The organism is Microbacterium sp. WHRI 7836 (assembly GCF_040223885.2).
Classification (GTDB): domain Bacteria; phylum Actinomycetota; class Actinomycetes; order Actinomycetales; family Microbacteriaceae; genus Microbacterium; species Microbacterium oxydans.
In genome coordinates this window covers 1,055,111-1,067,147 of record NZ_CP168171.1, presented here as the reverse complement: position 1 = coordinate 1,067,147, position 12,037 = coordinate 1,055,111, and the positions used below count along the sequence as shown (strand labels likewise).

The following is a 12,037-nucleotide window of genomic DNA, read 5'->3' as shown; positions in this document are numbered from 1 at the left end:
GCACCGGGACGGGGTCAGATCTTCTCGATCGGCGCGACCTTGATGAGGAGCTTCTTCTGTCCCGCCGAGTCGAACCGCACGTGAGCGATGCGCTTCGCGCCCTCGCCGGTCACCGCGTCCACCCGTCCTTCACCGAAGTCGACGTGACGGATGCGGTCGCCCGCGGCGAGTTCGAGGTCGCCGTTGTCGCGCATCTTGGCCGTGACCCTGTTGGGGAACTTGTCCATGGCGGTCGACAGCGGCTTCAAGGAGTCTCGCCCCGGCAACGACTTCACCGCGAAGCGATCTCCGGAGCCCGATCCGCCGAAACCGCCCTGACGACGGGCGTTCAGCGCACGCGACTGCATCCCGCCGCGCGAGTTGACGTCGCCCGGAGACTGCCGCCAGTCGATCAGGTTCGCGGGGATCTCCTGCAGGAAGCGGCTGGGCATCGCGACCGTGACCTCGCCGAACTGCGCGCGGGTCATCGCCAAGGACAGGTGCAGGCGCTTGCGGGCGCGGGTGATCCCCACGTAGAACAGTCGACGCTCCTCCTGCGGCCCTCCGGGCTCTCCCGCCGAGATGCGGTGCGGGATGAGGTCTTCCTCCACGCCGGTGACGAACACCGCGTCGTACTCCAGGCCCTTGGCGGTGTGCATCGTCATGAGCGATACGGAGCCGGATTCGTCGTCGAGATCGTCGGCGTCGGACACCAGGGCGACCTCGGTCAGGAAGTCGGTGATGGTGCCCTCGGGGTTGTTCCGGGCGAAGTCGCGCGTGACGGCGACGAATTCGTCGAGGTTCTCGACGCGTGCCTCGTCCTGCGGGTCGCGGCTGGCTCGCAGCGCGTCGAGGTAGCCGCTCTTCGACAGCAGCAGGCTGAGCCCATCGGCCACCGAGGTGGGTGGCGGCACTTCGCCCGTCGCCGGCAGCATGATCGCCGTCGCTTCGGCGAGCACCGCGTCGAGCTGCGCGATCGCGGCCTGGATCTTCGGGCCGACGCCGAGCTGGCCAGGAAGCGACAGGGCGTCTCGGAACGAGATCCCGTGTTCCTCTGCGAAGCGGGCGATCGCCGTCTCCGTGACATCGCCGATGCCGCGCCGCGGCTTGTTGAGGATGCGGCGGACGGACATCTCGTCGGCGGGGTTGGCGACAGCGACGAGATAGGCGAGCGCGTCCTTGATCTCGGCACGCTCGTAGAACTTCGTGCCGCCCATGATCTTGTACGGCACAGCGGAGCGGATGAAGATCTCCTCCAGCGCGCGGGACTGCGAGTTCGTGCGATAGAAGACGGCCATCTCCGAGTACGGCATCCCCTTGCGGTGGAGTGCCTCGACCTCGTCGGCGACGAACTGCGCCTCGTCGTGCTGGGAGTACCCGGTGAAGCCGATGATGGCGTCACCGTCGCCCTTGTCGCTCCAGAGCTTCTTGTCCTTGCGGTCGAAGTTGTTGCCGATCACGGCGTTCGCGGCGGACAGGATGTTCTGGGTGGAACGGTAGTTCTGCTCGAGCAGCACCACCTTCGCTCCGGGGAAGTCGCGTTCGAACTCGCTGATGTTGCGGATGTCGGCACCACGGAAGGCGTAGATCGACTGGTCCGAGTCACCGACGACCGTGAGCGACGCCCCGGCCTCACCGGCGCCCGGTGCTGGCTCGGGGTCGGGCTCGAAGATCATCATGCCGTTCGAGGCATATGGCTCCGATGCCGCACCCGCGCCCGATACCGGCCGGGTGAGCTCGTGGATGAGCGCGTACTGGGCGTGGTTGGTGTCCTGGTACTCGTCGACCAGGATGTGCCGGAACCGACGGCGATAGGTGTCCGCCACCTGGGGGAAGGCGCGGAACAGGTAGACGGTCTGGCCGATCAGATCATCGAAGTCGAAGGCGTTGGCCTTCTGCAGCTGCCGCTGGTAGTCGGCGAACACCTCGACGAATACGCGCTCGGCGGGATCCGACATGTTGGCCTGACGCGCATAGCCCTCGGCATCGGACAGCTCGTTCTTCAGCTTGGAGATGCGACCCTGCACCGCGGCGGGGGTGAGCCCGTAGGCATCGGCCTCGTGCTCCTTCACGAGTCGCTTGATGAGCGCGCGCGAGTCGCCGGAGTCGTAGATGGTGAAGTTCTTGGTGAATCCGAACTGCTGGGCCTCGCGACGCAGGATGCGCACGCATGCGGAGTGGAAGGTCGAGATCCACATGCCGCGCGCAGCGTCGCCGATGAGCCCTTCGACACGCTCGCGCATCTCGCCGGCGGCCTTGTTCGTGAAGGTGATCGCGAGGATCTGGCTCGGCCACGCCTCCCGGCTGCGCAGCAGCGAGGCGATGCGGCGGGTGAGCACGCTGGTCTTGCCCGATCCGGCGCCGGCGACGATCAGCAGCGCCGGGCCGCGATAGGTGACGGCCTCGAGCTGCTGAGGGTTGAGGCCGGCGAGGAGATCGTCCTGCCCCGGGGTTCCCGACGAGCGAGGACCAGCTGTGGAGGGGACGATGAGAGGAGCTTCGGTCATGGCCCTACGAGTCTAGGCGTCGGCACCGACACCACGGCACGGAACCTCGCCTCCCCGGAGGCGTGCAGCGACTGCGCGTGCAGGGGACGCTACCGGGTCTCCAGCGCAAGGCGTCCGGCCAGGAGCACGTAGGTCGCGGCGAAGGAGCGGCGCAGCCAGGTCACGACCCTCGGCCGCCCCAGCACCTGGGTGCGCATCGTGGCGGCGAAGATGCCGTACAGCGCGAAGACCACGAAGGTGAGAGCCATGAACACGAGGCTGAGTCCTGCCATCTGCCAGGCGGCGTCCGGCGCCTGCGACGGCACGAACTGAGGGAGGAAGGCGAGGAAGAAGATCGTGAGCTTCGGGTTGAGCACGTTGATGAGCACGGCCGTGCCGATCACGCGCCACGACGAGCGCGGAGCAGGATCCTCTTCGGCCTGGATCAGCGACTTGTCGCGCAGCGTCTGCCAGGCGAGGAAGAGCAGATAGGCGATGCCGATCCACTTGATCGTCTCGAATGCCACGGCGGAGGCGTTCAGGATCGCGGCCAGCCCGGTGATCGCCGCGATCATGTGGGGGATGACGCCGAGCGTGCAGCCGAATGCGGCGATGATGCCCGCTCTGCGCCCACGGGAGATGCCCTCGGCGATGGAGTAGACGGCGCCGGTGCCGGGCGTCGCGACGATCACCAGCGTGGTCAGCAGGAATGCGATGCTCATCGACGTCCTCTCATGCGGTTCCCCGCGCTCACACCCTGTCTAGTCGGTCGGGCGTCGTGCGCGCACCCCCTGGAGGAAGATGGCGCGGGTGCGCGGGGGCACGAGCAGATCGCACCCCCGCTCACGACTCAGGCCCCGCGCCGCCGACGTCCCATCGTCGCCGCGCCGGCGGTGAGCAGCAGCAGCGCCAGGACTGCACCCGCGAGGGGAAGCTCGGATCCGGTGGCCGCGAGCCCACCTGCGCCGGCTCCTGCACCGGCCCCTGCTCCCGCTCCTGCGCCCGCTTCCGCAGAGATCCGGATGTCGGCCCAGCCGAGGAGAGCGCCGCTCGCATCGAACACCGCGATCCGATGTGCCCCGAGCGGTGCATCCGCCGGGATCCTCACCGCGATGGTGCCGCCCTCCGCGAGCGCGCCCGTCGCGATACGCGTCGGATCGGAGTACATCCATACCGCGACGTCCGTGCCAGCGCCCTTCGCGTCGACGGTGATCGTGACCGTCTGGCCTCGCGTCGCGACCGCGGGATCGACGGTGAGACCACCGCGGTTGCCGTCGACGAGCTCCGTGCCGGGAAGCGGCGGGATCTCTCCTCCAGGAGTGCCGCCACCACCGGGGAGCGTCCCGGTGCGCAGCGCCTCCGAGGCGAAACCGTCGGCGAACCACCAGACCGGCCGCTGCGCGTCGACCGAAAGCGAGGCCGGCGCCGTGGCGAAGCCCTCGTTGTTGATGTCGGGCATTCCAGCCGGGCGGGCGTAGTGCGCGATGCCCGGCTGTGCGGTGCCGTTCAGCGTGATCTCGGCCGAGCGCCCCTGACACCCGTCGTCGCACACCGCCCAGAGGCTGTCGCGTACGCTGTCGTAGTCGAGCGCCATCACTCCGGCGAGGCCGGGAGCGATCTCCGAGACCAGCGTCGCCGAGCCGTCGGAGCCGAGCGCGAAGGCGTACACATGACCGTTGTCCTCGACCGCGACGAGGAACAGCCCGCCCCCGTGTCCCGCGTAGTCCTTCGGGTCGTATGCTGCGCTCTTCCGGTCGTCGAAGAGCTTTCCGGCGAGCGCGGAGTCCGGAACCCACTGCACGGCCTCCATGCCGAGGTTCGCCCCGACCGCAGGCAGCAGCGAGGTCAGGTCCCACTCCTGCTGGGCGACGAGGTCGCCGGGCGAGGCATCGGGGTCGACCTTCAGCACCACGTTCTGGTTCACGCCCTTGGCGCTGTTGTCTCGCTCGGATGCGACGTAGACGAAGCCGTCTCCGTCGACCGTGATGCCTTCGGTGTCTGGACCTGCGGCTCCCGGGTTCGCTGCATCCTTCTGGAAGCGCACCCGCTTGCCCGCATCCCAGCCGTCGACCTTCTCGATGGAGCCGTCGGCGTGCGCTTCGAGCTTCCAGATGCGCCCCTCGCCGTTGTCGACCGCCCAGAGGAACGCCCCGTCGGCCGTCTCCTGCACGTCGAGACCAGAGCTGTCCTCGAGGAACGTCGGGATGCTGTCCACCACGCGCACCTCAGCGGAGCCTGGCCACGTTCCCACGGCGACCTCGCCGGCACAGACGTTCGCGACGCCCTTCGTGGAAGCAGCGGTGACGGCGAACGCGCCGGTGGTGTCGGGGCAGCGGCCCCAGGTGGTCGCGGCGTGGCCATCGCCCCACGAGGTCGAGTCCACGAGCAGATCGCCGTCGAACACCCGCACCGCATCGCCCGCGCCGAGTCCGAAGCCGAGCTGAGCCCGCTCGATCACGAGGTACTCCCCCGCTCCGATCGTGGTGCCGTCCGGAATCGCGTAGGCGTGCGCGTCATCGTCGTCCTTCACCACGATGCCCGACACATCGAGCGCGGTGTCCGTCGGGTTCACGAGCTCCACCCAATCGTCGGGTGAGCCGCCGTCGGACTCGACCTCGTTGATGCGCACCGGGTTGCCGCACGCGTTGCGCAGCCCCTTGGTCGAGACCGCGATGTCGACGAAGTCCCCGATGCCGTCGGCACAGCGGGCGAGAACGCCGGCCGCGTGCGCGGTGTAGACGTGCTCATCGACCGTGTTGCCGTTCGCGTCGCGGATCGTCACGGTGTCGCCATTGCCGAGACCGAAGACGAAGTTCGACGGCTGGTCGAAGACGAAGTAGCCGCCCGGCTGCAGGATCGTCCCGGACGGGAGCGGCGTGGTCTCGGCGGCGTGCCCCGTCGGGTCGCTGTCCATCACGGTCCAGCCGGAGAGGTCGACCGCTGTGGCCCCGGTGTTGACGACCTCGACCCAGTCGGTGGTGTCGCCGTTCGACTCGATCTCGTTGATCACGACGTCGGGCATGACGCACGAGTTCGTCGCACCGGAAGTCGGGTGGGCGAGCACGAACGCCCCGATGCCGTCGGGGCAGCGAGCCAGGGTCGCCGCGGCGAAGTCGCCGTCGATCGCCGCGTGGCCCTGCCAGGGCAGCGTGTCGTCGACCATCGCGCCCGAGGCGTCGTAGAGCCGGATACGGTCGGCGCTGCCGATGCCGATCGGCTCGCGGAAGGCCACCTCGACGCCTCCGGAGAGGCCGATCGTCCCCTCCTCGACCACGAGGAACTGTCCTGCTCCGATCTGCGTTCCCGGAAGGAACTGCCAGCGGTGATCGTCGGAGTTGTCGCGGATCTCGTAGCCCGAGATATCGAGCGCTGCGGTGCCGGGGTTGAAGAACTCCACCCAGTCGGCCGGCTGCGAGTCGACCTCGTTGACGACGATGGAGCCGGCGACGGGAGCGACCGCGCAGTCGTTCGGCGCGCCCGGCGTGACCGTCGTCGCAGGTGCCCACGGCCCCGTCCCGTCGGGACAGCGTGCCCACACCGACAACGGCGCGGTGTTCTCGTACGCATAGGAGTCCGCTTCGGCGCCGCTCGGATCGAACAGCACGACCTCGTCGCCCTTGCCGAGTCCGAAGGCGAAGTCGACGTCTTTCACGAGCACCAGGAACTCCCCCGGTGCGAGAGATACGCCATCCGGCGCCTTGCCGAAGCTGTCGCGCTTCTCATCGGCGATCGTCCAGCCGGTGAGGTCGATCGTCTCAGCGCCGGCGTTGTAGATCTCGACCTGATCGGCGAGGCCGGTCGCCGCGTCGTCGTAGACGATCTCGTTCAGCACGAGGCTCGGAGCAGCCGAGATCGCTTCGGTCGGACGGATGCCGGGATCGGCGCCGATCGCGACGGCGGGAGTGGCGAGCAGAGCGGCGGCGCTCAACGCGCACACCGCCGTGACCGCCGCAGCACGATGCATGCGGGGCATGGAGGACTCCTGGGTGGCTGGGCCGGCAGCCTCCGCGGGACGCGAGGACGGTCCGGACGGGACTCAGTCGGGTACCAGCCCAGACCAGCGACCCCGGATGGCCGCCGAGGATCCCTCGGGTGCACACCAGGTGAACAGGAGGTGGCGATTCCCGTCAGGCGATTCGCGTGCCAGGGGGCAGACGCCGGGCGGGGGTGCGGGTGCGCGCCCATGCCCCCGCGAACAGCGAGCCGGCGATGACGACCTGCACTCCGAGTCCGACGAACCAGCTCGGCACCGTCGATTCGATGACCTCTTGCGGTGTGCGGTATCCGCCATCGGGGTCACAGGCGTCCCAGCGCTGTTCGAGCGGCGACTGCTGGGCGCTGCGCAGGCCGTACTTGATCTGACCGAACAGGTCGACGGGGTAGCCACCGGTCGCATACTCGGTCGGGGTGGCATCGGCGAGCACGACGAAGGGGTTCGCCGACAGGGTCCACCAGACCAGATCGAATCGCGGCACCTCCTGCATGCTGTTCACCTCCCAGCGATCGCATTCGGGGTTGCCGTTCGCGTCGTACGGGCGGGAGTAGACGGTGGCCTCGCCGCGCACCGCCATGCCGCCGAGTCCGAACGCGATCAGCGTTCCGAACACGAGGGCGGCGACCACGAGATACGTCGTCGCCACCGAGAACAGCGGGCGCGCGATGAGACCGCTCAGGCCCACGCCGATCGCGGCGACGATGATGATCTCGGCCGCGAGCACGAGCAGGGAGACGAGCAGCACGACGGGGTTGGTACCTCCGCCGAGCAGGGAGAGCCCGAGGAACGGAACCGCCACGACCAGGAAGGCACCGCCGGTGGCGACCGCAGCGACGAGCTTGCCCAGCATGATGTCACCGGTCGATGCGGCGGTCACCTGCACCGCGGCGAGGGTGGCGGCATCCCGATCGCCGTTGATCGCGTTGCCGCTGAGCGTCGGCGAGACGAGCACGACCAGCAGCAGGACGATGTTGACCACGATCGAGTACACGCCGGCGCCGATCGCGTCGCCCCACGAGTACACGGCGAAAGACAGAGCCGTGACGCCGAGCAGTACCAGAGCGAAGACGCCGAGCAGCACGTACCACCCGACGCTGCGCAGCCGCTGGGTCAGTTCCAGTCGGGCGATGATGCCGATGTTCGCGAGGCTCATGCGCCCGCCTCCGTTCCGGTGGGTGCTGGGGGCGGTGACGCCTGTTGCAGGTTCAGGAAGGTGTGCTCGAGCTGGCTCTGCGCCGGCGCGAACTCGACGACCGGGAGTCCCGCCTCGACGAGGTGCCGCAGTGCCTGCGCCGCAGCCCCCTCCCCTTCCAGCCGGACGAGCACGGCACCGCGATCCTGTCCGAGCGATTCGGGCGCAATGCCGAGGGTCGATGCCACCTGCCATGCGTCGGCCTTCGTCCGCTCCTCCGTCGCGCCGGCGAGACGCACCCGCCAGGCCCGCATCACGCGCTGTGCCGGCGCAGCGTCGACGACGGAGCCGGCGACGAGGAACACCGCGTCGTCGACGACCTCGTCCAGCTCGGAGAGGATGTGGCTGGAGATCAGCACGGTGCGCCCCTCGGCGGCGAGGCCGCGCAGCAGCACGCGCAACTGCACCCGCGCTTCGGGGTCGAGGCCGGAGGCCGGCTCATCGAGGAGAAGGACCTGCGGATCGTGCACGAGGGCACGCGCGAGTCCGAGCTTCTGCTTCTGGCCACGGGAGAGCACCTTGGCCGGGGAGTCAGCGAGGTCGGCCAGACCGACGAGGGCGAGCAGCTGCTGGGCGCGGACCTCGGCATCGGGCTTCTCGATCCCGTACAGACGGGAGGTCGTGACGATGGTCTCGCGAGCTGTGAGCGACGGCCAGGCGCCGAGCGCGTCCGGCATCCAGCCGAGCAGACGTCGCGCGGCGAGCGGGTCGACTGACGGGTCGACACCGCCGATGCTGATCGTCCCCGCGTCGGGAGCGAGCAGGGAGGCGAGCATCAGGAGCAGCGTCGTCTTGCCCGCACCGTTCGGACCAACGAGGCCGGTCACGCGCCCCGGCTCCGCACGAAGAGTGGCCCCCTTCACCGCCTGCACCGTCCCGAATGCTCTGCTGACGTCTTGCACAACGATTCCGGTCATGCGGTCAGTCTGGCATCCGCACACGGTCTCGGCCGGGACCTCCGGGCGGATGCTCAGTCCCGGCGGGGCGGTGGTGACACAATCGGCTCATGCGCACGATCCTCAACATCATCTGGGTCATCCTGGCCGGATGGGCCCTGTTCCTCGGGTACGTCCTGGCGGGCATCCTGCTGTGCATCCCGATCATCACGATCCCGTGGGCGATCGCCTCGTTCCGCATCGCCGCCTACGCGATCTGGCCCTTCGGACGAGAGGTCATCAGCAAGCCGACCGCCGGGGTCGGATCGTTCCTCGGCAACGTGCTCTGGGTGATCCTCGCCGGCTGGTGGCTCGCGATCGGCCACATCGTCTCGGGCATCCTGCTGTGCATCACGATCATCGGCATCCCGATGGGCATCGCCGACTTCAAGATGGTCCCCGTCTCCCTCATGCCGCTGGGCAAGGAGATCGTCTCCACGCGGCGCGGTGCCTTCGACCGCACACTCTGAACGGGATGCCTCCTGCACTGAACCGATCTACACTGGCGCGATGGATGCCGCCCGCCTGATCGCCTGGGATCAGGAACTCCGGTCGGCGCATTCCCGTCTGCGCGCTGCCCTCGCCGCCACGCGCGACGCGCTCGGCCGGGGTGCGGACGTGCCGGATGCGACGTCGGAGCTCGTGCTCTACTGCATCGGCTTCTGCGCCGCCCTCGACGGTCACCACGGCGCCGAGGACCGGCAGCTCTTCCCCTCCCTGCGCGCCGAGCATCCCGAGCTCGGCGGAGTCATCGACAAGCTCATGCAGGATCACTCGATGCTCGCCCACCTGCTCGCCTCGCTGCGCAGTGCGGCCGAGCGCGGGGATGACTCGGCGACGATCGGCGCGCACCTCGACGGGATCGCGGCGATCATGGAATCGCACTTCCGGTTCGAGGAACGGGAGATCCTCGAACCGCTGCGCACGCTGACGCTCGACGACGACGTGAAGAGCGTGCTCGGCCCGCTCTGACGCGGTCGGGGACGGCTCAGCCGCGGAAGAAGGCGACGCCCAGATCCGGGTGGTCCACGAACACCCCGTCGATGCCCTGACGGGCGAGGACGCCCCACTCCGCCTCATAGTCGCCGAACTCCCCGCGGCCGCCCGGTCCTCGGAACTCCGCGGCGAGGAAGGCGTTCTCCGGTCGGCATGTCCACGTGAAGACCTGAAGTCCGCGCGCGTGCGCATCCGCGACGATCGTGTTGCCGCGGTCGAGCAGCATCTTCTTGCTCACGCTGATGCCGTCGACCCGGCCGACCAGAGCGTCGAGCCCCTTCGGCGCGACCGTCTCCTTGTAGGTGAGAGCACGCTTGCCCTCCGCCACCAGCAGGTCGTAGGGACGCCCCGACGCCTCGATCAGATAGATGTACGAGGCCGAGATCCCGCGCTCTCGCAGCTGCCCGAGCACGGTCGATTCGAAGCACTCGATCACCAGGGGCAGCTCGCCCTCGGCCCATCCGGCGTCGCGCAGCTCGAGGTCGATGAGCGGGGCGAGCTCGAGGCCGATGCTCGCGAAGTACGTGGCGTGCTTGACCTCGAGCACCACGCCGATCTCGCGTCCGTGCTCCACCGAACCCTCACGCACGATGTCGAGCACGTCGCGCAGTCGCAGGATCTGCTGAGCGCCGTCGAAACTCGCACTCGAGGCCCGCACCTCCGGCAGACGCTCCCGGATACGCAGGGTGGACAGCTCCGCCCAGGTGAAGTCCTCGGTGAACCAGCCGGTCAGCGCGTTTCCGTCGACGCGCTTGGTCGTCTTGCGGTCGGCGAACTCCGGATGGTCCGCCACATCGGTCGTGCCCGAGATCTCGTTCTCGTGACGCACGATGAGCACACCGTCCTTCGTCGCCACGACGTCGGGTTCGACCGCATCCACCCCCATGGCGAGGGCGAGCTCGTAGGAGGAGCGGCTGTGCTCCGGACGGTAGCCGGGCGCACCGCGGTGCCCGATGACGAGGGGCGAATTCCTGGGCACGCTCTCAGCGTAGAACACCCCGGCGGCGCCCCCTGCCGAGTATCGTGGAGGAAAGAGACCTACTACCCCCCTTTGGAGTGAGGCCCACCAATGAGCAACTTCGCTTTCAACAACCCTGCTTTCCAGCAGCAGGACCCGCGCAACGTCGCGACGTACCCGGGCGGACCTCAGGCTGCCCAGGGCGCGCAGAGCACCTCGCTCCAGCACGGGGCGATGGACGCTGCGGCCAACGCACAGCTCGAGGGCATGTACGCGGCACCGCCCGCCGGCGCCATCGAGACCGACCGCATGTCGGTCGAGGACACCGTCTGGAAGACCGCCGGCCTGTTCGGAATCCTGCTCGTCACCGCCGCGATCGGCTGGGTGCTGACGCTCGGCGGACTCGACGTCCCCCGCTACAACCCGTACAACCCCGCTGCCGTCAACGTGCTGCCGTGGGCCATCGGAGCCCTCGGCGGCTTCGTGCTCGCCATGGTCATCACGTTCACGTCGCGCAAGAAGGTGCGCCCCGCGCTCATCTTCGCCTACGCGGCCTTCGAGGGTCTCTTCATCGGCGGCATCTCGGCGTTCTTCGAGGTGCAGTGGCCCGGCATCGTGTTCCAGGCGACGCTCGCGACCGTCTCGGTCGTCGGTGTGACCCTCGCGCTCTTCGCGAGCGGCAAGATCCGCGCCTCGAAGAAGGCCACCAAGATCTTCATGATCGCGATGATCGGCTACCTGGTCTTCTCGCTCCTGAACCTCGTCCTCATGTGGACGGGCGTGAACACCAACGCGTTCGGTCTGTTCAGCCAGGAGATCTTCGGCATCCCGCTCGGCCTCATCATCGGCGTCCTCGTCGTGATCATGGCCGCGTACTCGCTGGTGCTCGACTTCGACCAGATCCAGCAGGGCGTCCGCAACGGCGCTCCCCGCAAGTACGGCTGGCTCGGCGCCTTCGGCATCATGGTCACTGTCGTGTGGCTCTACGTCGAGATCCTGCGCATCATCGCGATCGCCCGCGGCAACAACTGACGCGACCGCGTCGCCACAGTCGCAGAGGCCCGTCTCCCACGAGGGAGTCGGGCCTCTTGGCATATCCGGGGGTGCGCGCGCAAGGGGTTGGCACTCGGATCCGGATTTCGGCAGGCTTGTGGACAAGAAGCCCCGGCACCCCGGGGCTCCCGATCACAGGAGCTGACCATGAGTTTTCTCGGCTTTCTTCTTCTCGGCCTCATCGCCGGTGCCATCGCCAAGCTGATCCTTCCCGGCAAGCAGGGCGGCGGCTGGTTCATCACGCTGCTTCTCGGCGTCGTCGGCGCGCTGCTCGGCGGCTGGCTCGGCAGCCTGATCCTCAACCGTCCGCTGACCGAGTTCTGGGACCTGGGCACGTGGCTCCTCGCCATCGGCGGCTCGATCATCGTCCTGCTGATCTACGGCCTGATCGCCGGCCGTGGCCAGAAGGTCAACGACTGACGATCCCCCGGATCCAGACGCCCG

General features: G+C 68.5%; 10 protein-coding genes. 4 read left to right on the top strand and 6 right to left on the bottom strand.

Annotated features, from left to right (window positions below):
• Nucleotides 1-14: 14 nt before the first annotated feature.
• From ABRP18_RS05080 to ABRP18_RS05060, 5 genes are all read right to left on the bottom strand, one after another.
• The gene (locus tag ABRP18_RS05080; RefSeq protein ID WP_058632660.1) at nt 15-2,486 is read right to left on the bottom strand and encodes an ATP-dependent helicase; all 2,472 of its coding nucleotides are present in this window, start codon (nt 2,484-2,486) and stop codon (nt 15-17) included.
• Nucleotides 2,487-2,575: 89 nt separating this feature from the next.
• Nucleotides 2,576-3,187 carry a LysE family translocator gene (locus tag ABRP18_RS05075; RefSeq protein ID WP_349885648.1) on the bottom strand — a complete coding sequence of 204 codons (612 nt, stop codon included), beginning with the start codon at nt 3,185-3,187 and terminating at the stop codon, nt 2,576-2,578.
• A 128-nt stretch (nt 3,188-3,315) separates the two neighbouring features.
• Complete coding sequence (locus ABRP18_RS05070; protein ID WP_349885647.1) at nt 3,316-6,438, bottom strand: lamin tail domain-containing protein; 3,123 nt, start codon at nt 6,436-6,438, stop codon at nt 3,316-3,318.
• 154 nt (nt 6,439-6,592) lie between these two features.
• Nucleotides 6,593-7,612 (bottom strand): ABC transporter permease, encoded by a 1,020-nt coding sequence (locus ABRP18_RS05065; RefSeq protein WP_349885646.1) that lies wholly within the window; start codon nt 7,610-7,612, stop codon nt 6,593-6,595.
• A complete protein-coding gene (locus ABRP18_RS05060; protein ID WP_046748803.1) occupies nt 7,609-8,568 on the bottom strand; it encodes an ABC transporter ATP-binding protein in 960 nt (319 codons plus the stop codon). Before ABRP18_RS05060 ends, ABRP18_RS05065 begins: the two co-directional genes overlap by 4 nt.
• 89 nt (nt 8,569-8,657) lie before the next feature.
• Here ABRP18_RS05060 and ABRP18_RS05055 point away from each other — a divergent pair, with 89 nt between their 5' ends.
• Nucleotides 8,658-9,056 carry a YccF domain-containing protein gene (locus ABRP18_RS05055; protein WP_046748802.1) on the top strand — a complete coding sequence of 133 codons (399 nt, stop codon included), beginning with the start codon at nt 8,658-8,660 and terminating at the stop codon, nt 9,054-9,056.
• Nucleotides 9,057-9,096: 40 nt separating this feature from the next.
• A complete protein-coding gene (locus ABRP18_RS05050; protein ID WP_061018575.1) occupies nt 9,097-9,558 on the top strand; it encodes a hemerythrin domain-containing protein in 462 nt (153 codons plus the stop codon).
• Nucleotides 9,559-9,574: 16 nt separating this feature from the next.
• Here ABRP18_RS05050 and ABRP18_RS05045 read toward each other — a convergent pair whose 3' ends face one another.
• The gene (locus tag ABRP18_RS05045; RefSeq protein ID WP_061018613.1) at nt 9,575-10,561 is read right to left on the bottom strand and encodes a glycerophosphodiester phosphodiesterase family protein; all 987 of its coding nucleotides are present in this window, start codon (nt 10,559-10,561) and stop codon (nt 9,575-9,577) included.
• A 90-nt stretch (nt 10,562-10,651) separates the two neighbouring features.
• Between ABRP18_RS05045 and ABRP18_RS05040 the strand changes: the two genes are divergently transcribed.
• Complete coding sequence (locus ABRP18_RS05040) at nt 10,652-11,572, top strand: Bax inhibitor-1/YccA family protein (protein WP_349885645.1); 921 nt, start codon at nt 10,652-10,654, stop codon at nt 11,570-11,572.
• A 168-nt stretch (nt 11,573-11,740) separates the two neighbouring features.
• Complete coding sequence (locus ABRP18_RS05035) at nt 11,741-12,013, top strand: GlsB/YeaQ/YmgE family stress response membrane protein (protein ID WP_045263759.1); 273 nt, start codon at nt 11,741-11,743, stop codon at nt 12,011-12,013.
• The last annotated feature ends 24 nt before the right edge of the window (nt 12,014-12,037 follow it).

Coding starts and splice junctions, on each gene's coding strand:
- ABRP18_RS05080 (WP_058632660.1), bottom strand. CDS start 2,486: ATGACCGAAGCTCCTCTCATCGTCCCCTCCACAGCTGGTCCTCGCTCG.
- ABRP18_RS05075 (WP_349885648.1), bottom strand. CDS start 3,187: ATGAGCATCGCATTCCTGCTGACCACGCTGGTGATCGTCGCGACGCCC.
- ABRP18_RS05070 (WP_349885647.1), bottom strand. CDS start 6,438: ATGCCCCGCATGCATCGTGCTGCGGCGGTCACGGCGGTGTGCGCGTTG.
- ABRP18_RS05065 (WP_349885646.1), bottom strand. CDS start 7,612: ATGAGCCTCGCGAACATCGGCATCATCGCCCGACTGGAACTGACCCAG.
- ABRP18_RS05060 (WP_046748803.1), bottom strand. CDS start 8,568: ATGACCGGAATCGTTGTGCAAGACGTCAGCAGAGCATTCGGGACGGTG.
- ABRP18_RS05055 (WP_046748802.1), top strand. CDS start 8,658: ATGCGCACGATCCTCAACATCATCTGGGTCATCCTGGCCGGATGGGCC.
- ABRP18_RS05050 (WP_061018575.1), top strand. CDS start 9,097: ATGGATGCCGCCCGCCTGATCGCCTGGGATCAGGAACTCCGGTCGGCG.
- ABRP18_RS05040 (WP_349885645.1), top strand. CDS start 10,652: ATGAGCAACTTCGCTTTCAACAACCCTGCTTTCCAGCAGCAGGACCCG.
- ABRP18_RS05035 (WP_045263759.1), top strand. CDS start 11,741: ATGAGTTTTCTCGGCTTTCTTCTTCTCGGCCTCATCGCCGGTGCCATC.